At 36.6% G+C, this 23,165-nt stretch carries 33 protein-coding genes and 1 pseudogene; 2 read left to right on the top strand and 32 right to left on the bottom strand.

Going from position 1 to position 23,165, the window contains the following annotated elements:
• Window positions 1-274 precede the first annotated feature (274 nt).
• The 4 genes and pseudogenes from ESP02_RS06120 to ESP02_RS13305 all read right to left on the bottom strand — a co-directional run.
• Window positions 275-496 (bottom strand): annotated as a pseudogene (locus ESP02_RS06120) (DUF2786 domain-containing protein); the annotation flags it as partial.
• A 9-nt stretch (window positions 497-505) separates the two neighbouring features.
• Window positions 506-712 (bottom strand): hypothetical protein, encoded by a 207-nt coding sequence (locus ESP02_RS06115; RefSeq protein ID WP_002311003.1) that lies wholly within the window; start codon window positions 710-712, stop codon window positions 506-508.
• 41 nt (window positions 713-753) lie between these two features.
• Window positions 754-1,149 carry a hypothetical protein gene (locus tag ESP02_RS06110; protein ID WP_002293546.1) on the bottom strand — a complete coding sequence of 132 codons (396 nt, stop codon included), beginning with the start codon at window positions 1,147-1,149 and terminating at the stop codon, window positions 754-756.
• Window positions 1,150-1,223: 74 nt separating this feature from the next.
• A complete protein-coding gene (locus ESP02_RS13305; RefSeq protein WP_002330428.1) occupies window positions 1,224-1,394 on the bottom strand; it encodes a hypothetical protein in 171 nt (56 codons plus the stop codon).
• A gap of 97 nt (window positions 1,395-1,491) precedes the next feature.
• Between ESP02_RS13305 and ESP02_RS13590 the strand changes: the two genes are divergently transcribed.
• Window positions 1,492-1,719 carry a hypothetical protein gene (locus tag ESP02_RS13590; protein WP_306173746.1) on the top strand — a complete coding sequence of 76 codons (228 nt, stop codon included), beginning with the start codon at window positions 1,492-1,494 and terminating at the stop codon, window positions 1,717-1,719.
• A 110-nt stretch (window positions 1,720-1,829) separates the two neighbouring features.
• On the opposite strand, the gene ESP02_RS06100 is transcribed toward ESP02_RS13590, so the two are convergent.
• The 5 genes from ESP02_RS06100 to ESP02_RS06085 form a co-directional block, all read right to left on the bottom strand.
• Window positions 1,830-2,102 carry a hypothetical protein gene (locus ESP02_RS06100; protein WP_002300801.1) on the bottom strand — a complete coding sequence of 91 codons (273 nt, stop codon included), beginning with the start codon at window positions 2,100-2,102 and terminating at the stop codon, window positions 1,830-1,832.
• A 21-nt stretch (window positions 2,103-2,123) separates the two neighbouring features.
• Window positions 2,124-2,267: a hypothetical protein gene (locus tag ESP02_RS13300; RefSeq protein ID WP_002330429.1), complete on the bottom strand. Its 144-nt coding sequence runs from the start codon at window positions 2,265-2,267 to the stop codon at window positions 2,124-2,126.
• Between the two features lie 15 nt (window positions 2,268-2,282).
• Window positions 2,283-2,534 carry a hypothetical protein gene (locus ESP02_RS06095; protein WP_002311001.1) on the bottom strand — a complete coding sequence of 84 codons (252 nt, stop codon included), beginning with the start codon at window positions 2,532-2,534 and terminating at the stop codon, window positions 2,283-2,285.
• Entirely contained in the window at window positions 2,534-2,740 is a 207-nt protein-coding gene (locus ESP02_RS06090; RefSeq protein WP_002330430.1) for a hypothetical protein, read from the bottom strand. The genes ESP02_RS06095 and ESP02_RS06090 overlap by 1 nt, the downstream gene beginning before the upstream one ends.
• 448 nt (window positions 2,741-3,188) lie before the next feature.
• The gene (locus tag ESP02_RS06085) at window positions 3,189-3,449 is read right to left on the bottom strand and encodes a hypothetical protein (protein WP_002295623.1); all 261 of its coding nucleotides are present in this window, start codon (window positions 3,447-3,449) and stop codon (window positions 3,189-3,191) included.
• 173 nt (window positions 3,450-3,622) lie between these two features.
• On the opposite strand from ESP02_RS06085, the gene ESP02_RS13465 reads away from it, so the two are divergent.
• Entirely contained in the window at window positions 3,623-3,727 is a 105-nt protein-coding gene (locus ESP02_RS13465) for a putative holin-like toxin (RefSeq protein WP_008274030.1), read from the top strand.
• Window positions 3,728-3,867: 140 nt separating this feature from the next.
• Here ESP02_RS13465 and ssb read toward each other — a convergent pair whose 3' ends face one another.
• The 23 genes from ssb to ESP02_RS05975 all read right to left on the bottom strand — a co-directional run bounded on the left by ssb (window position 3,868) and on the right by ESP02_RS05975 (window position 23,165).
• On the bottom strand, window positions 3,868-4,353 hold the full coding sequence (gene ssb, locus ESP02_RS06075; RefSeq protein ID WP_002310999.1) for a single-stranded DNA-binding protein: 486 nt from the start codon (window positions 4,351-4,353) through the stop codon (window positions 3,868-3,870).
• 2 nt (window positions 4,354-4,355) lie between these two features.
• Window positions 4,356-5,255, bottom strand: coding sequence for a nucleotidyl transferase AbiEii/AbiGii toxin family protein (locus tag ESP02_RS06070; RefSeq protein WP_002310998.1), 900 nt, complete (start codon window positions 5,253-5,255; stop codon window positions 4,356-4,358).
• Between the two features lie 12 nt (window positions 5,256-5,267).
• Window positions 5,268-5,861, bottom strand: a complete 594-nt coding sequence (locus ESP02_RS06065) for a type IV toxin-antitoxin system AbiEi family antitoxin domain-containing protein (RefSeq protein WP_002310996.1) — start codon at window positions 5,859-5,861, stop codon at window positions 5,268-5,270.
• A gap of 74 nt (window positions 5,862-5,935) precedes the next feature.
• Window positions 5,936-6,085, bottom strand: a complete 150-nt coding sequence (locus tag ESP02_RS13295) for a hypothetical protein (protein ID WP_002295632.1) — start codon at window positions 6,083-6,085, stop codon at window positions 5,936-5,938.
• Between the two features lie 15 nt (window positions 6,086-6,100).
• On the bottom strand, window positions 6,101-8,305 hold the full coding sequence (gene topB / locus ESP02_RS06060) for a type IA DNA topoisomerase (protein WP_024634928.1): 2,205 nt from the start codon (window positions 8,303-8,305) through the stop codon (window positions 6,101-6,103).
• 10 nt (window positions 8,306-8,315) lie between these two features.
• A complete protein-coding gene (locus ESP02_RS06055; RefSeq protein WP_002336698.1) occupies window positions 8,316-9,776 on the bottom strand; it encodes a toprim domain-containing protein in 1,461 nt (486 codons plus the stop codon).
• A gap of 60 nt (window positions 9,777-9,836) precedes the next feature.
• The gene (locus tag ESP02_RS06050) at window positions 9,837-12,209 is read right to left on the bottom strand and encodes an ArdC-like ssDNA-binding domain-containing protein (protein ID WP_002310993.1); all 2,373 of its coding nucleotides are present in this window, start codon (window positions 12,207-12,209) and stop codon (window positions 9,837-9,839) included.
• Window positions 12,210-12,221: 12 nt separating this feature from the next.
• Window positions 12,222-12,416 (bottom strand): hypothetical protein, encoded by a 195-nt coding sequence (locus ESP02_RS06045; protein WP_002293517.1) that lies wholly within the window; start codon window positions 12,414-12,416, stop codon window positions 12,222-12,224.
• Between the two features lie 145 nt (window positions 12,417-12,561).
• On the bottom strand, window positions 12,562-12,897 hold the full coding sequence (locus ESP02_RS06040; protein ID WP_002310991.1) for a hypothetical protein: 336 nt from the start codon (window positions 12,895-12,897) through the stop codon (window positions 12,562-12,564).
• Between the two features lie 11 nt (window positions 12,898-12,908).
• Window positions 12,909-14,501, bottom strand: coding sequence for a MobP2 family relaxase (mobP2, locus tag ESP02_RS06035; RefSeq protein ID WP_040118399.1), 1,593 nt, complete (start codon window positions 14,499-14,501; stop codon window positions 12,909-12,911).
• A gap of 18 nt (window positions 14,502-14,519) precedes the next feature.
• Entirely contained in the window at window positions 14,520-14,942 is a 423-nt protein-coding gene (locus tag ESP02_RS06030) for a hypothetical protein (RefSeq protein ID WP_002310988.1), read from the bottom strand.
• Between the two features lies 1 nt (window position 14,943).
• Complete coding sequence (locus tag ESP02_RS06025; RefSeq protein WP_002293513.1) at window positions 14,944-15,240, bottom strand: hypothetical protein; 297 nt, start codon at window positions 15,238-15,240, stop codon at window positions 14,944-14,946.
• A gap of 297 nt (window positions 15,241-15,537) precedes the next feature.
• Window positions 15,538-15,726 (bottom strand): hypothetical protein, encoded by a 189-nt coding sequence (locus ESP02_RS06020; RefSeq protein ID WP_040118398.1) that lies wholly within the window; start codon window positions 15,724-15,726, stop codon window positions 15,538-15,540.
• Window positions 15,727-15,743: 17 nt separating this feature from the next.
• Window positions 15,744-15,974, bottom strand: coding sequence for a hypothetical protein (locus ESP02_RS06015; RefSeq protein WP_002304981.1), 231 nt, complete (start codon window positions 15,972-15,974; stop codon window positions 15,744-15,746).
• A 22-nt stretch (window positions 15,975-15,996) separates the two neighbouring features.
• Window positions 15,997-16,803 carry a hypothetical protein gene (locus ESP02_RS06010; protein WP_040118397.1) on the bottom strand — a complete coding sequence of 269 codons (807 nt, stop codon included), beginning with the start codon at window positions 16,801-16,803 and terminating at the stop codon, window positions 15,997-15,999.
• Window positions 16,804-16,813: 10 nt separating this feature from the next.
• Entirely contained in the window at window positions 16,814-17,458 is a 645-nt protein-coding gene (locus ESP02_RS06005) for a hypothetical protein (RefSeq protein WP_002325549.1), read from the bottom strand.
• A 15-nt stretch (window positions 17,459-17,473) separates the two neighbouring features.
• Window positions 17,474-18,679 carry a glucosaminidase domain-containing protein gene (locus tag ESP02_RS06000; RefSeq protein WP_040118396.1) on the bottom strand — a complete coding sequence of 402 codons (1,206 nt, stop codon included), beginning with the start codon at window positions 18,677-18,679 and terminating at the stop codon, window positions 17,474-17,476.
• On the bottom strand, window positions 18,679-20,703 hold the full coding sequence (locus tag ESP02_RS05995; protein ID WP_002314418.1) for a VirB4 family type IV secretion system protein: 2,025 nt from the start codon (window positions 20,701-20,703) through the stop codon (window positions 18,679-18,681). Before ESP02_RS05995 ends, ESP02_RS06000 begins: the two co-directional genes overlap by 1 nt.
• Window positions 20,703-20,876 carry a hypothetical protein gene (locus tag ESP02_RS13290; RefSeq protein ID WP_002314417.1) on the bottom strand — a complete coding sequence of 58 codons (174 nt, stop codon included), beginning with the start codon at window positions 20,874-20,876 and terminating at the stop codon, window positions 20,703-20,705. Before ESP02_RS13290 ends, ESP02_RS05995 begins: the two co-directional genes overlap by 1 nt.
• Window positions 20,877-20,999: 123 nt before the next feature.
• Window positions 21,000-21,650: a hypothetical protein gene (locus tag ESP02_RS05990; RefSeq protein ID WP_010728919.1), complete on the bottom strand. Its 651-nt coding sequence runs from the start codon at window positions 21,648-21,650 to the stop codon at window positions 21,000-21,002.
• Window positions 21,651-21,930: 280 nt separating this feature from the next.
• Entirely contained in the window at window positions 21,931-22,179 is a 249-nt protein-coding gene (locus ESP02_RS05985) for a hypothetical protein (protein ID WP_002332281.1), read from the bottom strand.
• Between the two features lie 59 nt (window positions 22,180-22,238).
• Complete coding sequence (locus ESP02_RS05980) at window positions 22,239-22,832, bottom strand: hypothetical protein (protein WP_002307538.1); 594 nt, start codon at window positions 22,830-22,832, stop codon at window positions 22,239-22,241.
• Window positions 22,833-23,165: a hypothetical protein gene (locus tag ESP02_RS05975; RefSeq protein ID WP_002295656.1), complete on the bottom strand. Its 333-nt coding sequence runs from the start codon at window positions 23,163-23,165 to the stop codon at window positions 22,833-22,835.

The raw sequence follows: 23,165 nt of genomic DNA, 5'->3' as shown, positions 1-23,165 counted from the left end.
TCTAATTTTCAGAACATTTTTGCAAAATTTTCATAAATAGTATCTTTAGTGTCATAATCGTCACCAATATTCTGTAAGATCAATCAAATTTTATCTCACTAATAATAATAGTCTTAATAAATAAAAAATGGTCTTCACTTTTCGGAATATTTATTATAAAAGGAGCTTGCTATAAAAAAGAGAAAAATTAAAACACAATAAAACATGTACAAACATATCAAAAAAGGCCAGTCGACAAACCTGTTAACTAGCCTTTTTTATCTTAATTTCTAAATAAACGATACAGCCATTTTTGCGGACGTCCACGATAGATCACGTGCGTTTCTACTGCTTCTATCCGTTGCTGCTCATGATAATTGAAAATCTCATCTTCAGTAAGATCATAGTCCATCATCAATTGCTGGGCTTTGGCTAATGCGCTCATTGATTCCTCATCATTTACATCCGCCGCAAGCGCCAGTAATTTTTGAATCTTTTCTTTTCTCTTGTCTGCCATTTTCTACTCCTAAAGGTAAGTGTATGTTAAGTCTACTTCTTTTTTCTGAACGCTACTTTCCAGTGTTGCTAGTTCTTTTTGTGCTTTTTTCGTTCGTTTTAGTCCTTCTTTATACACCGTTGAAGTCTTATTATGACCTAACAATTCCAACTGTTCTAAGTCTTCCTCTAATTTCTCTACCCACATTCGCTTATGGTCTAATAAATTGTATTTCATGGTGATCTTCCTTTCTTCCTTTACTTGCACTAGCACTCTGTCTATAAAGCCAGTTCCCATGCCAGGTTTTTATCCTCATAGAATTTTGGATCGATATATCGGGTTAACTTATCGCATTCAAGCGTAAAGCTTTCTTCCTCGAATACAATAGAGATATTGTCCAATACAGTTCCTTCAAAGGCTAGCGCACCTAATTCTGTATGATTGTTTACCCAAACGACTTTTTCTTCAGTAATTCTAATTCCAAAGTAATCACGTACCCCATCGTAGCCACAAAGGCAAATGACCTTTGCTTGGTCAAAAAAGTAAGGCATTTTAAAGTAACGATCATCTACTACCGAAATTTCAGATCGTTCAAATTCTACAACACCATCTTCAGTTGCGGTTAACTGTGTTAAAATATCTGCTAACGATAGTTTAGTTTGTTTTTTCTTCATCTTATTTCCACCTTTTCCATTGTCTAAAAGTGATATCACTTTTAGGTTTTAGTATAAAAAGTGACGTCACTTTCTTAGTGCTGGTACCTCAAATCCTGCTTTTTCTTGGCAATCAATAAATCTAACGCAATACACATAATCCTGGATTCACTTTTGTCGTACTTCTGCTTTAGTTGCTGCAATTCTTTTTGTCTCTTTTCATCTAATGTCACGGGTAACCGTTTATTTCCTATTGCAATTGGCATTGGTACTCTCTCCTTTCATCGAAATAACCCCATGAAAAATATGGCTGCAATCATCTTGAATAGTAGACTCACGAGGACTAATACAAACCGCCAAAAGATCAAACAAAACACCAGTATTACCAAAAATACAGCGAGGTTTAACTGTACAGCTGCACTATCTCGCATAAGTATTTCGCCAACAAACAGTACTAACAATAAGGGAATAATCTTGTTCAAATGGATCACCTTCTTTCTCTTAAGTTATCGGGCTTTGCCCGTTTATTTCGCACCACCTAAGCGGCGGGGGCGGTTGGTGCGAAATAAGAACCATTCCCTTAGTTACTAGGCTTTTTTTGTCCTTATTTCACACATTCTCACTTTTCGGTATAAATGATTATTGACCTTTTTTTCTTTCAAATCGTTGATATGGAATCCGTTGTTAGTTGATAAATCACCTTATTCATTTTCGTTGTCTTCCTTTTTCATGGTGTAATATGCGCCATACTTATTGATATTTTCAAAATAATCTAACCATTCACTTGAAACAGTCTTGGCTTTTTTCGTTTCGATAAATTTCGCATACGTTAGTTCTAAAGCTTGGTATTCAGAAGGTTTAATAGTGCTTGGTTTGACACCTACTTCCAAGCATAGTAAGGCTTGGAAAAACCATTTTGCATTTTGCTTTTTCAGTTCTTCCAGTGTTCGATAGTACGTCGCAATAAGATTCATTTCGACACCTGATTCAATCATTTATTCCACAGCTACCGACAATTTTTCTTTATAATGTTTTTTTGGAACACGTGTTTCGTTGTATAGGAACGTCATATCCTCCATTTTTTGTGCCATTTTATCCAAAGGTAATTTGACAAATTCGTCATAGTAATTTTGAGCCATATTTTTTTCTCCTTTTTAGTTCTCTAATTTGGTTAACCAATATTCGTTTTCATAAGTTTCCAATTTTTCTTGATAATGCAGTTCACATCCTGCAATCTTCACTAAGTCTTCAAATAGCATAGTCGGTGCATCCTCTACTAAAGGGGTTTCTATCGTCCAGTACCGCGGAATAAGTAAAGCTTCTGCTACTTTTTCAGAAATGACTTCTTTGTCCACCAAAATTTGAACGACTTCTTTTACAGTCAATAATTTGTGTTGTGTTTTCATCAGCGTTTCTTTCCTTTCTCCTCAATCAAAATATAATCGCCATAAGACAAGGTATATTTTTTCCCGCATGTTGGACATTGATACAAACAATAGCTTTTGATACATTTCGCTCTTTCTCCACAATCGCATTCGACAGTATGTGGTGCATGATAGTTTGGGAATAATTCGCTGAAGGGAACACCCCAATAATCAAATTTCTTTCGCATGATTGATTCTGCCTCCTCTTAGGAAAGGTTTTACTTCCTTTCGTTAGTTCTTTCTTTATTGATTTGTTGGCCAGAATGAATCAACGAAAAGCGACAAGGACAAGGGCGCGCAGCGTGCCATTTACCCTTGTCCTTGTCGCTTTTTGGTGATAAAAGGCAACTTGTTGCCGGTCTGGCAAATCAATAAAGAGATAGCGAACAGGAACGAACCTTTTGGTGAGAGGAAGCTTTTCCTATTTTGTCTTACAAAGCAAGACCCCTTATCTTAGTGAACGTGCAACGTTCACTTCCTTTCTTCTCGAACGGCGGTGGCGGTTGGAGTGAGAGAAAGGTTTTTCAATTGAGAAGGCGCTTGTGCCTTCCTAAATAGGCCTTTCCCTTTCTTCCTGTTTCTATGTAAAACAAAAAGAGCTGCAGTCCTACATTAGGATTGCAGCTCTTCTTTTATTTATATGCCCATTGATCGCGTAAAATGATCAGGGTTTCTAATTTGCATCGATTCAATGACTAATTGATTCCGTTTATTGAAATGACCTGTGACGGCAATATTGTATTTTCCATCATCCATAATTAACAATTTATCGATAATTTCAATATCTGCAACTACACAATTAATCGATTCATGAATTGTTTGTAAAGTAAAGCGAACCAATAATGGTTGTGTTTTTATTACTCGGATTTTATCAAGCAAACCAACATATTTGTTCATCACGATCACCTCGCTAAAATTATAGCAAAAACAGTTAAAATTGAGAATTTTTATTCGATTTTAGATATGCTATAATGATCAAGACAGTAAAGTTTGTGACGGTGGCTATCCGATTGAAAGTGAGGTGGTGCGTATGTGCGTACTTCCAAAATCTTACAGAAAGGAGAAGCCTTTTGCCTGTTGAAACGGCGCTAGGATTAATGATTAGTTTCGGTTCTTTGATCGCAACAATCATTTTTGGAATCTTAGCAGTTGTAAACAACAATCAAAAAAAATAACCGTCAGCTTTAGCCGGTCGACGATTATTTTTCAAAAATAATATTAAGCTGGTCACCGTCTTAAACGGTGCTGTTAGGGGAGTTGTTAGCGCAACTCCTCTTTTCGTATCCATTATAACAACTTTATTGATCTTTTACAATCAGAATGGTAAATCATCATCACTAATATCGATTGATTGTCCGCCAAATGGATTTTGTGAAGCGTTCAATCCATTGTTGTTAGGCGTAGCTACATCCCGTTGTTCAAAGGTGGTAGGGCTTGGACTGCTGGACGATTGATCAGCGTGCGCACGGCTCTCTGTCGTTGCTTTACTTTCTAATAGTTGAAAGTTATCAGCTACAACTTCTGTCACATACACACGTTGTCCTTGTTGGTTATCGTAGGTTCGGGTTTGAATCCGTCCGACAACGCCAATCAAGCTGCCTTTTTTAGCTAATGTCGCCATCGTTTCTGCTGGTTTGCGCCAAATCACACAGTTGACAAAATCGGCTTCTCGATTGCCGTTTTGATTCGTGAAATTACGATTAACGGCTAAGGTAAAAGTGGCCACTGCTGTGCCACTTGCGGTATAACGTAAATCTGGATCTTTGGTTAACCGTCCTACTAAAGTTACATTATTAATCATCTTTATCTCTCCGTTTCTTGATTCATTTGTTGTGATCTTTTAAACTGCCTTTTTCTTTCTTGATTTTCAATTTTGATCACACTTTTCATTAGGTGATCAATTTCGTTGACTGTATCTGCAAATGAAATGGAATTCGCAAACGTGTTAACTGAGCGATATTTTTCCCACTGCTTTTCCAAATAGTCGTTTCCCCTGATCTTATCCATTTCTCTTTCATAATAAAAGGATAAAGGCTTTGTATCTCCACGTTTTGTAAATGTATTTCGAACACTTTTGTATAACTCTTTCGTATCAATATTTTCTAGTTTCGGAATGGTAAATAAGTCGTAGTAATCTTTTGCTCTCGAATTATCTGTGCCAAAGCTGAACGTAGCACTTAGCTTTTCTGCAATAATTTGTTCTGTTGGATAAGCTGGAATCTCCACTTTTTTATCTTCAAACATTAATTGGTGATAGTGTGTATCTACTTCAGGATAAATAGAATCTCCTGTTGTCACGTCCATTTTAAACGGTACACGTACTTTCTCTAAATTAGCCACCAATTTAATTTGAAATCCAGGATAAAAATCGGCTTCTCTTGTTTCCTTCATTCCTTGAATAGAGAAAACAATGCCTTCTTTTGTGGGTTTTCTAGTTAAATCATTAAAAATGCTCTTCAATTTTTCTTCAGTTAATTTGCTATTTCTAAATGTCGTATCGATATCAATTGTTGTCCTTCTATCGATTCCATATTTTGATCCTAATAAAAAGCCGCCTTTCAAAATGAAGTCATTTTTGTACTTTGATTCAGAAATTTGTTCAATTAGACGATCCATCATAAAATGCCGTTGCACTAACTGTGCATTTAATCCTGTACTCTTTGCTAAATTTCTTGTTTTTGCTGCAAATTGTGTCGGTGTCATCTTTTTCCTCCATCAATATAAGCTTTGCATGTGGTATTTCATTTCTTTTTCTACATGTAGTTTTGTCATGTAATCTCTTAATTTACTTGGATCTCTCAATGGGTCTTCCATGTACTCTTTTAATGCTTCTAATTTCATTTCATATTCAATTTCATATCTCGGATTCCAAATATCACAAAGTGTACGCTCTTTATCATACATAGTAATAGGATTTCCTTGAAAGGAAGTTCCCTCTACTTTTCCTAGTTCATAAACTTCTTTCTTCACGAAATGAAATTGTAACTGCTGCTCTTTTGTAATTGAACGATCAACGTTATAGCCATGGGGAAAAGTTAAGTGAATGAATTTCGGCATATTCGTAGAAAGCTGGTAAATATCTAAAGTCGTTTCATGAGAGAAGATTCCCCTGGAAAATCGTTGCTGAAGCCAAAATAAATCATCTATTCCATGACCATCCTCTACATAATAACCACGATCAACTTTGATCAATTTTCCTTGATTCACCAATCTTTGTACAGTGGTTGCTGCGATTCCTAATTTTCTGGCTTCCTTCATAGATAAATTTCCATCGCGAATAGCCAACAATTCTTTCAGTTTCTTTTGCATTTACTTCCCCCCTTTCGTTACAAATACACTACATTAAATGTATCATGATAGTGTATTTGTAACAAGGTTAATGTCTATCGATCTAATTCAATTTCTTTTTGAATCCGCTGCTGGTTCTTTAATTGCTGCAGTCTTCGTTTGCTGGCACGCATTTTTTCCTGTTCTGAACGAATTTTGGCTTTTTGATTTTCGATTTCTTGTTGTTTGTGTGTTGTATTACGCATAAGATTAACCCTCCATTATTTTGTCGTGCGTCGTGTTCTTTTCTTGAAGTTCGTTTTTTTCTTTTCAGAAAATTCAAAGCCTGTAGTGAAGTCTTCTTTTAAAACAATCGTTGCTTCAAACGAACCCTTCTGACCTTTTAACCCTTTCACTGGTTGGCTTGTTCGGCTATTTTGAATAATCTCCTTCAGCTGTGTCGCTGTGAGTTTCTTTTTGGCAATCGTTGTCCATAATTTAAAATCACAGACTTCAGACGTACATGCTGCCACCTTTTGATAAAGTATGACTTCTTGTTCCTGGCATTTTGGACAAATTCCTAAATGACGCGCGGCTTCTTGCTTTTCACTGGCTGCTTTCACTTCTTGTAACGTCGATCCAAAATCAGTGGATTGGATTTGCCCTGGTACGACTTCCAATAAGTGAGAGACAAATTTTTGGATATTAGCTAGAAAAGTGGTTTGTGTTCCTTTTCGTTCTCCAATCTTTAATAAGTAGCTTTCCCATTTGGCGGTCATTTCGGCGCTCGTAAGCAGCGGCTCTTTTTCCACGGCTTGGCAAAGCAAAATCCCTTTATTCGTCACCACGAGCTTATTTTTCTCTACCTTGATATATTCCTTTTGTTTCAAGATTTCAATAATATTTGCCCGTGTCGCTTCTGTACCGATTCCTTCTACTTCTTTCAATATAGATTGCGCTTCTTCACTATCCACGGTTTTCCCAGCTGTTTTCATTGCAGTGATCAACGTGCCTTCGGTATAAGGTTTTGGTGGCTTTGTTTCTTTTTCAAGGACTTGTAGATCTACCGTCACCATTTCTCCTTTTGTCACTTTAGGAAGTAGCGGCTCTTCTTCCTTCTCTTTTCCGTCGCTCTCTTTTCCAAATAACTTCTTCCAACCTAGATCTACCGGCACTTTTCCGATTGCTTTTAACTGAAGCTGCTGAACTTGCGTCAAGATCGTTGTTTCTTCATAGGTATATTTTTCCGCAAACATGGCCACCGTTGTTTTTAACACTTGTTCATAAATGGCCTGCTGCAGTGGACTTAATTGTTCAAAAGCCGCTGCCGTCATGACCGTTTTTGTAGGAATGATCGCGTAATGTTCCTGGACTTTCTTATTATTCACATATCGACTATTAGGTGTATGAATAGGAGTAGGAATGGCTTCGGCCTTTAAAAAGTGTTTGTATTCGTCTAAGTGATCCAACAGATACGCATACTCCCCTTCTGTAATATAAGGGGTATCTGTTCGTGGGTAGCTTAGATATTTCCCTTCATACAACCCTTGCATAGCCTCCAAAGTGTCTTTGGCACTAGCTTTCATAAGCTGATTCATTTTAGACTGAAGGCTGGATAGAGAAAAAAGACGTGGACTTGCCGCGCTTTTTTTCTCGGTTTCAACTTGGTGGATCGTACCTGGCTGTTTTCCCAATTGAACCCCCTTTTCTTTTAAATAATCTTCAAATGCTTCTTGCGTCGCTTGGGTTTCATTCGGATCAAGCTTCGCATCAAATGCGCCATTTTGAGCGATTACTTGGGCTTTTCCTTCAAAATATGGTTCTTTTTGGAAGTTTCTAATCTTTTCCTGTAATTGATAAATCATGTAAAGCGTTGGGGTTTGGACTCTGCCTAAGGAAAAACTTCCTGGTATGCCTTTTTGCTGCAAGAGTAAACTATACAGTGGGCTACCGTTCATGCCGATCAACCAATCGGCGATCTGGCGTGCTTGTGCTTCTTCAAATTTTGGGTAGGTCTCTTCTGCATCTCGTAACTGCTGGAATCCTTGATAAATGGCTTCTTTTTCTAAGGAGTTGATCCAAAGTCTTTTAAAGGTCTTTCCATGATCGGCGCCTGCTTGTTGAATGATCGTCCAAGCGATCAGTTCCCCTTCACGATCGCTATCTGTCGCAATAATAATGGTATCGGCCGATTGAAGTTGCTGTTTCACCACGTTGAATTGCTTTTTCTTATCTTTAGGAACATGATAGTGATAATGTGTAGGGAAAATAGGCAAATGCTCTAATGACCATTGTTTCCAATTTTCATCGTACATATCGGGCGAATCTAACTCGACTAAATGACCAAAACCATACGTGATCACAGTTTCACCAGGAAACAATCGATCTTGGATTTCAAAATACCCGTCTTTTCGAGTGGATTTAAAGAAGCTATCGGAATAAGCTTTCGCTTGTGACGGCTTTTCTGCTAAAATAACGGTTTTCATCATGACGATTTCACTCCCTTTCTTGTTGTCTGCCTTGTTGAAACAACATCGCACGTTTTTGCTTTCTGATCTCTTGTTGGTGGATTTCATGCTTCAATTGATCATTCCAATCCTTTTTTACTTCAGGTACAAATTCATGTTCATGATTTTTATAGCCTTTGTAGTATTGTTCTGCTTTATAAGAGAAAAGAATCTGAGCATTAATATCCCCTTTTTCTTGATAAAAACGATCAAAATCGTACGTACCATCCACGCGTTCACAACCTTTTAATTCTTTTGCGACTTCTCTACAAATATCTTTCAAATTAATAGCTTCTATTGAATCGTTAACAGAAAGCTGCTGACCAAAAGACGCATTTACTTTGTGAGCGGAAACCAGTTGGTCCGTTAATTGCAGATTGTTTTCTGTCTTGTGTATGGCCATAATTGCTTCAGGTTCAACTTTCATTTCTTTTGCAACTTCTTCATAAATGACTTTGTATTCTTTTGGCACTTGCCAATCATTAGCGATTCCTCGTTCACAACGTACTTTCTGATTCGTAAATGGATCAACTGCGCCCATTAATTGTTCTTTTTCGTAGAAAATATGTCCTGCACGGTCATTATCCACACAAATCTCAATGGATTGAGGAAAGGCTTGTTTCTTTCTCAATTCAGATACTGCCTCACCAAAATAATGACTGATCACATGGTGTTTTAATCCTTCCATAGAGACTAACCACGTATCGTTTAACTGATCACGATTCAGTGCAGCATAGCTAAGTAAATCAATACTACTCTCAAAAAATTTTAACTGTTTAGGGTCACCGATCTTTAGGTTAAATCCATGATTCGCTGTCGAATTTTTATCTATATGCTTATATGTGCCTCTCTCACCAAAACGTTCATAATCAATGAATGTTCCTTGATAACTCGCCCCTACTGTCTCTTTTGTCTGTGGATCTTTCCATAAAAAGGCGACCGCATGATCCAAACGATCGTCTCGAACTAAGAAATTTTGCCGTTCATGTTTTGGCTTTAGTTCGGCGATCAATCCTTCTTTTTCTGCATAATCAATCAACCAATCGGGCAGTTTTCGTTCTTCCTTCAAATAATTCCTTCCTTTTTCTGTGAGTGGTTGATAATCAACGGGGTGATCTTTGTACTTTTCTGTCTCAAAATGAAGATTTTCTACTCGTTCTGTTTTGTCTTCATTCTTTAGAATAAAATCTGTGGCTGCTTTAAATTGTTGCTTAGAGTCTTGAATCTCTTTGTCTATGAAAAAAAGTTTAGCTAATTCAATAATGTCGCCACTAATATTTTGACTGTTCCAATAAAAACGTTGTTTTCTTCGATCAAAAACAAATGAATCATGGTCTTCTAAGCGATAGTCTCGTCCTTTATTGACTACAGCCATTCCATTGTTTCGAGCAAAATCCACTATATCGATCTGTTTACATCGATCAATAAGACTCATTTTTTTCTCGGTCATTTTCAAACCTCCCAAAAGAAAAAAGACTATCCGTTTTTCAGATAGTCTTTTTTACTTATTTTATACACGTTCTTTTTGTGACAATTGTTGTTCATAATAGATTTCATTTTTTCGTTTGGCCACTTCTGACACTGTTTCAAGTGAAAATCGGAATGGATTTCCTAGCGCAAATTCTTCTGAAGGTAACGCCGTTTGGATCTCTTTTCCATAACTTTTTCCTTTTAAAATCACTTGATTATGCTGCGGATCTTCAATAAACGCCGCATCCTTCAAATGTAACGTTCGACCCGTATCTTCTTCCATTACTTTCCCGTCTTTCTTGTCGATCCAAAGTGAACCAACGGGCACAATATTCTTATTCTCTGGCGTTTCTAAAGTATTTTTATGCTCCTGCTTCACTTCTGCTGGCTGGATCTCTGGTTCTCTTTCTCTGTATTGATTGATTTCATTAGAAATGGTTTGAATGAATTCATTTGCGACACGACTGACATCATTCATGATTTTCCCACGTTCCGCAGCTTCCTTATCATCCAACGTCTGACCATTCTTCGTCCATGTCGCAATATAAGGAATAGCTTTCTCCGAGGTGTCCATCCCAAAATGCTTGCACACAATATAGGAGGTCATTTCTGCCTGTAGTTCTTTAGTTGCGGTATCTAATTCTGAAAATTTGTGCATTCTAGCATGGGCTAATTCGTGAATACTTGTGGCTAAATGCTGCGTAGGAGTATTTCGAGTATTCATGACGATTTCTTCTTCGCCAGTAAATTCGTTACGAACGTACGCCCCACGTGCTTGTCCTAATTCTCTTTGATAGACTTCACTTTCTGTCATATCTCGAATTTGAATTCCAATATTTTTGGCTACCGCTTGAATCCCAACTTGAAGTTCTGTCTGCCCTGTTTTATCCAATTGAAAATCAAAGACGCGGTTCGGGAAGATTTTCGGATAGTCTTCAGGCTTCAATTGTGTTTGTGTGATATCAAACACTTTTTCAATCGTGTAGTAAGGTTTTTTGATCACTTCGATTTGACCACTTTCGATTCGTTTTTTATCTTCTGGTGTAGCTTCTGTTTCTCGAACAAAGCCACGTCCTTTCTCATAAAATCCTTTGACCGTTTTTCTGACAAAGATCTTGTTCCCTTGTTCCCCTTTTTTGATATAGATTCCTTCTTTTTTCAACGCGGCACGACCTAAACAAGCCGTTGCACCTGGAAATTGTTCCTCAATCAATAATTGATTTCTAAAGGATCGTTCTGGAAAACGAGACATAAAGTTCAAAAGTTCTTTGACGTCTTCAGGAGAATGGGTATGCTTTTTCACCGCATCCAGTGCCTGTTGCGAAAGGGATTTAACTTCTTGTTTAATCTCTTCTGCCGTTCGTTTTTGATAGCCCTTTTGTTTTGTTTTTGTTTCTTTCGACTGCATTTCTTCTTTCGAAACAGGTTCATTTTTGACCGATTGTTTTTGTTCCTTCTCAGGTACTTGTTCGCACAATTTTGCTAACTCTAAATAGATGGGTTGATTACTGTTGACGCCATCCCCTAGATCCATTCGGATCTGATCGACTACTTCTCCGTTCTTCACTTCTTCAAAATAGAATTTATAATAACCTGCTTCTGCGGCGTATTGGTTATCCAACGTTTTGAGTTGATCGATCAATTCGAATGTTACGATCTCCCCACCATAACTTTTCAATCCTTTTTCTGGATCATTTTCGTTGAATTCTACTCGATAGAAATGATCGATTTCTTTCTCTTTCACAGAATCAATTGGTCTAGCCTCTTCAAGTAATTCACGAACAGCTGCCTTTTCTTCTTCCGACGTGGCTTGGTATTTTTTTGACGCTTCAAATTCGCCGTTTTCATTGAGTTCTAAAGCGACTTTTCGATAGCCTTTCAGAAAATAGATAGTTGGATTCTTTTTCCATTGCGTCACTCGTCCGCTGTCAATGATCGCTTGTACTTCAGGAAGAATATTTTCTTTTCCTTTCTCTGATTTTTCTTTCAGCTGTTCTAATGTTTCCAATTTTCGTTGGTATTTTCGGATCGTAGCGGCTGAAAAAGTCGATTCACCTTTTTCAAAGCGTTCGATTTCTTCTTTGATTCTTGGAATATTTTCGATTGTCATATCCAGGCCGCCGTACTTGTTATAGCCCATTTCCTTTAGCTCTTCTTGTCTTTCAAGTTTTTCTACCTGTTTTTCTTGTTGCTTGATCTCTTCTCTCAGACTATGCACTTTGTTTTCTAAACGTTCTTGTTGCCTAAACCAAGAATGCCCATTTCTCTTATCGTTCATTGGCTGACCGTTTGTCTTTCTCTGGTGTTCAAACATCTTCTCAATTTGTTCGTTTAATTCATTTTGCAATCGTGCTAATTTTCTTTTGGATTTTCCCAAACGACTATTGTCTAGTGGTTCTTTTTCTTCTGCCATGTCCGTTTCCTCCTAAACAAATGGATAATTTTCTACTGCATCAACGAACGTTTTTGTAATCAGATTTAACGCTAAAATATCGCCACTTCGATAAGCTTTTGCCGCTTTGTCTGTGACGACAAAAGATCTACCTGTTTGAATTTCTGTCACAAAAACGAGATTGTCTCTGCTTTTTTCAACAACAACTCCAATAGTTGAATAAGCCATTTCTTCTTCCTCCCTTCTCTTTCTTTTGATATAATGTAGTCGGAAATCGCACCACTCATTGAATTGGCGGAAAACAATTCATTGAAAAAAAGAGTCTTGGACAATTACGTTCAGGACTCTTTTACTTCTTTTATTCACTTAACAACTAACATTCTGTGAGTGAAATAGACTCTTCAATGCTTTTACACGGGAAGTTATTGATCCCCTCCTCATTCATTTCCCAAGTAGTATAATAAGGCGCTAACTTGCCTTCATATTCTTGAATGATAAAATATTTTTCACCCTTCACATGATTACAACAGTACACACCAGTAGCTGGGTACTCAACGACTAAAAATTGATTTGGATCAAACTGTTCGTTTCTCAACATTTCTCTTATCTGAAACAAATGCTCTTTTTCTAAACAATCGGGAAGTTGTTCGATTCGTTCTTCTCTTAATGATCCTTCTATAACTTTCCATTGATCTAAATATTGTTTCATTGCTATTCCTCCTACTGTCTTTCTTGTTCCATTTGAATTCTTCGTTGTTGCTCTTCGTATGCTTTACTTGCGTGGTATTTTTCTTCATGGGCATTAATCGTTCGATTTAATTGACGCAAACTCCGTTGCGTGACAACTCTTTGTTGGAATTGTTTCCTTCGCTTCATGAATTCTTCGTAACTATACTTGTATTCATTTGTTGGCAACTGTTTAAGTGTTCGGAAGGATCGTTCATTGTAAATAGATTGCATCTGATCGACACCTTCTATTAATGGTTTTATTTGACTATCTTGTCTCTTCAGTTCTGTTAGGATGGCATTTCCTGTGCGCTTTTTTAAATCAAAGAGGGCGTTTTTTTCTGCATCCTTTGATTCTCTTTTGCTTTCCCCATAAAGATTTTTTGCTTCTTCTTTCAATGCTTTTGAAATCTGTATATATTCTTGATATTCAGGTTCTTTTGTTAAAACATATTTGGTTAACTCATCTAGTTTCTCTCTTGTGTATGGTGAAAGTTTGGTTCGTTTTTCATCCCCGTAATTCCATTCTGAACGTTTGTCAGGTAGGGTTTTATATACTTCATTTAATAAGTTCATTGCGTGTCGATCGTAACGCGCTGGCTCTTTTACCACTTTTGTTAAGGTGTTACGCAAATCACTTTTCCGCGTCAATAAATTTCGTTTCTCCATACCAATCATTCGATCCTTTTCATAAGAAAAACGTTCTAACTCATGTACATAATTGGTCTTCATTGCGTCTAATGTTGCTTGTCTTCTCTTACCTTTCGGTACGATATAACTCACACCATTTTCAACCTCCGTGTAAGGTTTACGCGTATTTTCTTTTTCAACAACTGCAAAATGAATATGGATATGTTTGGTATTACGGTGAATCGTTGCCATCCAGTAGCCTGTTTCGTTCAGTTGCTCTTTCTCGAATAATGTCTCCATCATTTTTCTTCCAGCTGCTTTTAATCCTTCTTCATCTAAAGTATCTGTTTTGGGATCGTACAATCCTATTTTTTCAAGATACGAATTATCATGAGAGACAACATCTTGATAAATGATTGAGCCTTTTTGTTGTCCTCTTTGGAAGATTTGCTTAATCTCCTTCAGATCACTTCCTTTCACTTCGTCTGAAGCCATAGAAAAAACTCCAGGAAGGTTTCCTGAAGCTTTTTTGTGTGGCTCTGTTTGATATTTTTTTATTGCTTGGTTCAAGCGTTGGTATTCTTTTTGTTCACTTTGCGTCAGTTCTTTCTTTTGTTCTAACGCATAGTGACGGGTCATATAAGAAAGATATTTGGTAAAATCTTGTTCCTCTAACTTGTCAAAGTTGATTCCATTTCCCATCAAAGATTGAGCTTCATTCGACGTTTCGCTGAATTCTTTATCCGTCTTACTCTCCGAAAAAGTTTCTCCTTCAGGAATATAAAAATCCTCTAAAGCATTCTTGATTCGTTGCAGTTCCTGTTCTTCTTCAGGCGTACGTCGTTCCATTTCTTCCAGCGCTTTTTCTCTTGTCATATAATCAATGTATGTTGAAAAAGATTTTTTATTGGGCAAGGTAAATTGACAAGTGAGAATGACTGCAGGCGATTTATTCATCATGTTCCCCTTCTACTTTTATCTTTTTAGAATCTTCGTTGGATCAAATGGATCTACTCTGGCATGAACAGATTCATTCACAGGTTTCTTCAACTGAGGGGAATATTTTTTGGTTTGATTAGATTTAATTTTTCCTTCCACACGTTCTTTTGCTTCTTGGTAAACCGTTGAATTTGTACCAATTAGTATTCCTGTATCTTTCAAATGAAGATCTGCAAACTCTGAAACCATTTCGGTTAAAATAGAAATTTCTTTACTCATTCCATTCAACTTTGCTTGATTGGAATTTACTTTTTTCTCCATTTCTGGATCATAATTCATACATAGAAACCGAACGGCTTCACTATAGTTTTTAACTTCTGCATGAGTAGAAATAATCTCATCCAACACATCGATATGTGTTTGGTGAAAGTAAATGTGTTTGTCTATAACCTTTGCCATATCAAAGTTCACTTCCTCTATTTTGCTCGATCAAGATTTCTAAAATACGATTGTTTTGGCTAACATATTCTTCTAATATCTTTGTGTTATAGCTTTGAATTTCTGAAAACTTTTCTAATAACTGATCAAACTTTTCTTTTTTATATTCCATCAAAGGACGATCAAAATCATTTTCTATTAGTAATTTTAAATAATCGTTACGACTCCATTTATTACCCGTACGGTTACTTAGTTCGTCACATCTTCGATCAATTTCTCTTACGATTTTCTCATCCACATTTCTTATTCTTACTTCCATATTAATTCCTCCAATTTAAAAAGGATAGCGAAAAGGAGCCTATCCTTTTTACTATCCTACTACCCTCCTTTTACTATCCTTCACTATCCTTTCACTATCCTATTTTTAAATATTTTGTTCCCACATTTATTTTTGAGAAACGTAATAGGCACAGCCTATTGGAACACTTTTTTTAAAAAGTGTTCCCACGTTTCCTTATGCTCTTTAAAAATTAAGGTTATTTGTGTATTTAGACAATAAAAAATCCTTCTAACTTTGTCGATCAGAAGGAAATATTTTGTCATATGAAAAATGAATTTAAGAAAAAGTGTATGCTATAATTGATACGCTTTCTTCCTGTTTGGTTGAAATCTTCAGCCAGAAACGAATCAAGAATGCTTTGATGTTTGTGTTAGAATCGTGGTTAATGTTTTCTCCCATCTCATTAACAGCTATACCTAAGGTGATATAGCTGATCCATAAACATTTTTGATATACTTTTTTCACATAAAATCCTCCTGTTTTTATTTTCTTTCAGCCGTAAAATATTTTTTAGCAGCTAAATACAAAGCTTCAAATGATCTGAATTTTAAGGTATCTAAACTCTTTCTACCATTCTTCAACTCAGATATTGTTGTGTTAGATAAATTCACTTCTTGACATATTTCTTTAGCTTTTACAACTTTGAGATAGGCTTTAATCAATACTTTCTGCTCAGCGAAAGTATCTTTGCCGACCAAGTTCGCTCGCTTCATTTCTTTTACTCCACCTATTCTTCTAAATATTTTCTTTTGTCATACGATCAATTTTTTCTTGAAGTTTTTGAATGATCTCTTCTTGATCTTTCATTTGCGTTTTCGATGTTTCAATTTCTTGCTGGTAACTATTAATCTTATTTTCAGTATTTTCCTGATCGTCTGCAACTTGATAAGGCAATTGATCTTTTAGTTTCTTCACTAATTCTTCATTCAAATCAATGGTTGCTTGGAAGGATTCAATTTGTTTTTGTGCTGCTTTTTGTTCTTTCTTGTATCCTTTCACTTTGTAATTCATCGCATGTTGTTCATAATCTTCATCTTTCACTTGATCTTTAACCTTATCTTCGTGAACGTAATAAATCAGATCTTGTGGTTCTTGCATATCCACTTTTGGATCAATTTTTTCAGGAATAATGGTTAAACGCATGGCAATATATTCTTCTGGTACATGCGATAGCTTCACTGCAAAATAATCATCAGACACCTTAATCACTTTGGCTTTTATTGCTTGATAATCTCCTTTAGCTGTCTTTACTTCTACGCGATAATTAAGATTAGCCAGTTCTTTTAATGAGCTTTGATCTTCATCGTCAATCGCAAATTCAAAAACTAATTGCTGGTTCGCTCCTTTTTCTTTTGAAACCATCGTCAGTTCCTTCGTGTTTAAAAATGCGTTCGTGCTTACTTCATCTGGTATGTCTACCTTTTTATGTGTGTAAATCGGACTAGCAAGAATCAAAAAGCCGAGAATCATAAAGATTCCCAGCCATCTAAGATAACTTTTTCGTTTTTTGAAACGTTGTCTTGCTCCTCTTTTCTTACTCATTTTCTTCCTCCTAACGAGTGAAATAACTAAAGTCTGTGACTTTCCATTGACCATCTACTTGTTTTTCAGTGACAGTTAATCCACCTTTTATTTTTTGCGGTTTGACATCTTTAAATTGAGGATTGCCGATTGTATAATCAACAAATACCACAAAATTTTGTTCCTCTTTTACACTGCTTGTTTGAGCGTAAGTTTGCACGTCACCTAATGTAAAAGAGTAACTTCCGTAATCATCATGTTGGTGATCATCGTCTGCAGGACTTAATTTGTCGATCACTTCTTGGGTTGCGACATCTTTTAGTTTTTCCGTTAATTCATTTCTGCTTAATGATTTATCAATGGCCAATTGACCGAACTCTTCTGCCGTCTTTCTTTGTGCTTCAGTGACTTCCTCTTTTGCTTTTGTGCCATCTTGTTGCTTCAGCTGATCGATTTCTTGGTTTTTCTCATTGATGGTTTGATTTAACTTGTCGATCTTCACCTGTGCCTCAGAGGAATTTTTTTTGAGCTTCTCAGACGCGTTTTTAGCCACTTCTTCAATTTTAAAGGTATTTGTCTCTTGTTCTTCTTTAAGCTGCCAAAACAACGCGATATTGCCGATTAAACTAACGCTAATTGCAGCTGTTAAGACGATTTTTAAAGTTTTATTTTCCATATTTTTTCTCCTGATCTATTTTTTGCTGCTATTCAAAAATGGTAATGGATCAATCCATGTACCATCATCTGTGAATGCGTGTCCTTGTGCTTGACGCCAATCCATGCGAGTGAACCCTAAATGCAAGTGTGCTGTATCTCGTATCCCGATTACTTGACCAACTTTTACTTGATCGCCTACCTTCACACGAGAATTTCCTGTACTATTCGCAAATTCTTGATACACCATATTCAAATCGTCGTAATTAATCACGATCACACATGCACCTAAACCTGAAATACCAGGATTACCAACGTACACGACTTTTCCTCCATGCACCGCGTGAATTTCACTTCCTGGATGATCGACTGAACCAAAATCTAATCCGTCATGGAAACCATTTGGTCGGAACTCTCCCCATGGATTCGTTCCAAATAATTGCCCACCGCTAAAGGAACTTTTATCTAAACTGCTGCCAGGGAATGGATTCGTCCATTCACCAGTAATTGTGCCATTGTTATTGTTACCTTCACCCCAATGTTTGATCGCGAATTCATCATATTCGGTTAACTTATTAGAAGTAATAATTGACATACACCCTGTATAATACGGACTATCTTCAGTAATTCCTGCAGCGGCATAACCACCTCGTCCTAAGATCAATAAGCTTGCGCCAGGGCTTTTATTTCCTACACATGCATTAAAATTTGATTGTGTGGCTACCATAAAGCCGTAATAGGAGAATGCAGCTTTTGAGTTGGGAAACTTCATGTACCAGCTCCCTTCAATGCCACCAATTCCTCGTGCAGTTCCTTTAGGAAACAAACAACCATCAAACCAAGTAATCCCAAAATAGTTGAGATCATTTCTTGCGGACGCCGACGTACCAAACGCTGATTCATAACCGTATTGCGAAAGAATCACACTTGGTAATAATTTATATTTCACTGCTGCACCTACAGCATATTGCGCAATTTCATCAGAAAAAGGGCCTCTTCCTTTGATTTCTTTATAAATGGGTAATCCTTCCGAATATTCTCCTGTAAAAGCTTCGCCACCACTGCTTGAATCTGAATCCGAATTATCAATCGATCCCGCGGCAAGTATTAGAAATAGGGTCACAAACACAGTGATCAAAATAGTCATCAAACCTGCAGAAGTACCAAACAACCACAAAAATAAGCGCCGCTTTGCACGACGCTTAACATACTGCTTGATTAAACTTTCATTTTGGTTTTCCATTATTTTCCTCCATCAAACAATTTTAATTGACGTTTGTTCGGACTAAAATGAACACGAATGGTTTCTTTTGAGCCAAAGTTGATCACAGCGTCTCCTTGATTTTGTTGAGGAATGGATTCTAATTCTGAGTTCGTCATTGATTTACCCACTAGTCCTTCTATATGACGTAAAATAGATTCATCCATACGCATGAAAATCTTCGTAGAAGAAAATTCAAAGACTTTCTTCAGTTTCGAAAAGTTATCAGAAGACATATTTTCTGGTACCATTTCTTGTGGGGATTGTGTCGCTAAAACAGTCATTGCTTCTACTTTACGCATTTCTCGTTGAAAGTTTGTGACATAATTTACCGTTTCAATGAAATCTGGATTAATCGCATTATGGCACTCATCAATCATGGCCAAGAAGCGTTTGAAGTCTTGTTCTTCCATTTGTTTTTCTTTAATTAAGCGCCGTTGTCTTCGTCCTTGAATCAATGCCTGATTCCAAATCAACGTCATGGCCATGTACATCTGACATTGTTGTACCCCACGATCTAAACCTGTAATAGAGTCAATATCAAAAAAGACCAACTGTTGTTGGTCAAGGTGTCGAATCGTACTATGACCATCAAAAATCATGCCATACGTCTCACATAAGGATTCTACGATGGATTCCATTTCTTCTTTTCGATTCTTTTTCTCTTGGGAAGCACCTGGTAATTCCAGTTGTCCTAAAAAGTCTAAAAATTCTTTGAACGTCGGATAAGCTTCTGGATCTTTACCTGTGACTTGCGTCTCCGTATTTGACCGCGAATTTGAGGAAGTAAAGCCGCGTGGTACTGTTCCATATTCTTCATAAAAACGATTTAAGTAGGTCTTAAATTCTGCTTTCATCGTTCCTTTTAGCTGAGGACTCACTAACTGTACCTGATAGACCACTTTGTCTAAGTGTGTTTGATAGGACGCTGCTTCATTGATCTTCAAATCTTTGACTGATCCATCGTCATATAAACTGGATGCTTCATCATACGTCCGTGTGGCAAATATCTCTAAAGGATTGATCATTCCGTCAGATCCGTCTAAACGCACCATAATACCGTTATATTCCTTTAAGAAAGGAATAAAGTCTTTTCCCTTTTCAAAGCCCCAAATAAAGTCTCCTGCAGCTAAATGGGCTTCCGCGATCATTTTAAGAACGGTCGATTTACCAGCTCCCATCATTCCTAGAAGCAAGGTATTAGTAGACAACCGTACACTATTTTTATACGTCGCATTCCAGACAAATGGGCCGCCTGTCATGGTTTCCCCATATTGTGTACCTCCTGGATCTTTTAGCGTTTGGTGGTGGAACGGGAAACCTCCGCCAATGTTTAACGATGGTAGTGATTGCCCTTTGATATTTCCGAACCATTCAGCTTGTTCATCGAACATGGTAAACATCGATTGCCAATCTCGTTTGGTTTTATGCAGATAAGTCACCGCACGATAATCCATCCCTTTGAGATTTTCGATCAGTTCCTGCGCTCGTTCATCTACTTCTTGAATCGTGTTTCCGTAAACATGTACTCTCACTTTGACTTGTTTAGAAATTTCCCCATTAGAAGTCAATTTTCGGGCATATTCCGCTAGTTCCAGGTATTCTTCCGCGCTTTTATTTCGGTCAGTCGCTTTTCGTTCATTATCTGATCGATCATTTAATTCATCTAATGCGCGATTGATTTGATCAATCACTTTTTGCTTTTCATCTGTGCTAACATCGAGTGTGGCCACTGTATGAGGATTGTTCATGAGATTGGCCAACCAAAAAAGAGTAGGATTTTTTGTGTAGTGATAAACTGTCACACACCGTGAATAACCATTTCCATAGGTCACATACTCTTCATCGAAATTTAATCCACCTTGTGGCATCACTTGTTTTAAAAAATCTAAATCATACCCTTTGGATTTTAAAATTTCGATTTCCCGATTTCCTAGTTGTTTTAACGGATCAAGTACCTTTTGATTATCCTGTGGTGCAAAAACTGATTTGATTGTCTCTAGCATCAACGTTCACCTCGTTTGGATGGATTCATTCTTAAATTCACAGTGTTTCCTCTTCCTAATTTGCCTAGAATGAATACGTGTGGATATTTTTTATCCAATTCTTCTTTTGAATCGACTACTCCCCCACTAAATTTACAGTCTATTACATCTAACCATTGAAAATGATTATTCATCTACTTGCTTCCTCCATTCTTATTCATCACCTATCTAAATAGGCTGGGCAATGAACGCCTAAATCAATAAAAAAGAAGCCTATTTAAAATAGACTTCGCTGACTTCTTTTTACGAGTGATTATTTATTTTGAGATATACAAATGAATCATATTCTTTGCCAATTTTAATAACTCTTGATTTCGATTGTCTTCATATTTTTTAGATGAAGCTAAATTTGAAAAGTACACTGATTCAATAGGCAAAGTTTTACTGAATATTATGTCATCTTCTTCCAATCGATTCTCTCTAAAAACTAAAAAATCCATCGTTTCATGTATTTCTTCTTCTACAACGCATTTTTCGTGGTTTAAAAAGGTAAAATACAGTGTAACAAACATTCCTTCCTGATTCTTTATTTGAACGTAATCAGAAGAAAAAGATGCAGGTACGAATTGAACTTCTGGACAATTTTCTTGAATTACCTGATGAAGCTCACTATTTTTTTGAATCATCCTTCCAAATAGAGGAATCGCAGGACTACATTGTCCAAAAATCCATGGAAGATTGTTTAAAGTTGCTTCCTTGTATAACCACCCTTCGTTTTTTAAGTAAGTGATAAGCATCTCTTTTGCTAATTTTTTGTTGATAAGAAGACCAGTTTGTTTTTTTAATATATAAATAATACGATCAAACTGTTCTTCTAATGTTAAAAGAATACGATTTGCTAGTGGGCTACTTGTACTTCTTCTTCCAGACGTTTTTTTCCACTTAGAGTTAGAAAATGGACATTCCAAATAGTCTTCTTCTGAATACTTAGCTAAATATGGAATTGTACCTTTATGATGCTTGCCATATGGTTTTCTTCCAGATTCCCGTGTTTCTTTATATAATCCAATAATTTGAATTGGATTATCGCACTCCGGACAAACGGCATAATAAGAATCCCTTCCTTCTCTTTCTAGTACGTACGGTCTTCTTTTTTTGTTTGTTTTTCATAGTTAGCAGGCGTTATCCTATACACTTTACTAAATCCTACTTTAGTTTTAAAAGAATCCATTCGATCTCCCTTTCCCATCAAATTTGACGAATTTGAAGCCACCAATCATCTGACAAAGGCGGAACATACCCTTCTTTTTCTGCAATTGCTAAACACTTTAAAACAGTTGATAATCCTAAAGAAAATTCATGATATTTATCTTTCATCATAAACATCAATTCCTCCACACATTCTTCACCTTGTGTATGATCCTCTACTTGCCACATTCCTTTTTCAATTTTAGGCATTGCTTTGTTATGATAGCTATTATTCATTTTATCTGACATGTTTTCCTCCATTTTATCACATCCATATAATTGTTGTTATTTTTATATTCAGTCAACTACTACTCATCATTCATATTGTTCATTCGATAAAGAATCTTGATCAATTCTTTTTTGTAGAGCGGTTTTAACCCTAAAATGCCACTGGATCGCATTAATTGACGGTTTCTGGTTTGTAAATCCTTGATTGTCTTTCCTTCAATGATGAAAAAGAAGCTTAAGTCAGGACGTTCCTGTTCTGCTCGTTTCAATTCCTGGATTTCCTCTACTAATTTCTTTTCATATTTTCTTAATCGCTGTAGATTTCTTCCTAAGGATTGTTCCATACGATTCTTATCTAATAACTGCCGCTTTTGTACGATTTGCTCCGTTAGATCCGTTTCTGTGGTCAAACTAACTAACTTAATTGTTGGCACATACGTACGCATGACGGTGGTCAACTGATTCATTCGTTCCAGTTTCTCTTGTTCATTTAATCCCTCCACGTCAGTGGAAACTACACGATAATAACGTTGAAAATGATCTTCTTTAGTAACTAAGACCCCCTCTTCTGTACAGGATTTATAAGGAAATAAATCCAAGATCGATCGTTCTTCTGGTTTTCCAAACTGAAAAATGGATTTCTTATCAACAGAGTTTTGTCCTTTGACTCGCATTTATTCATCCTCCTTATACGTACCATGATAATTTCGGTTAGGATCTAGGGCATGGTAATGGTTCTTGTCCGTAAAAAAAATAGATTCGATAATCGCAAAAATCTGGCGTTGACCTGGGTTATTATAGGGTCGCCAAACAATCACTAGAGCTATCGCAATCCATAAGCCATAATTCAAGAGTGCAAAAAAGAGTGGTAAGTGGACAAGATTATTGACTATTTTCGCCCAAAAAAAGCAACCACCAAGCGTTAATAGATCTAAAAAGAAAAAGGCGAAAAACTTCCATTCCCCACTAAATCTTGGAGGATTTTTCATGTTAATATATTTATCCAT

It is taken from the genome of Enterococcus sp. NBRC 3427 (assembly GCF_007996925.1).
GTDB lineage: Bacteria > Bacillota > Bacilli > Lactobacillales > Enterococcaceae > Enterococcus_B > Enterococcus_B lactis.
The sequence above is the reverse complement of the archived record's forward strand: the minus strand, read 5'-3'. Positions and strand labels throughout refer to the sequence as shown.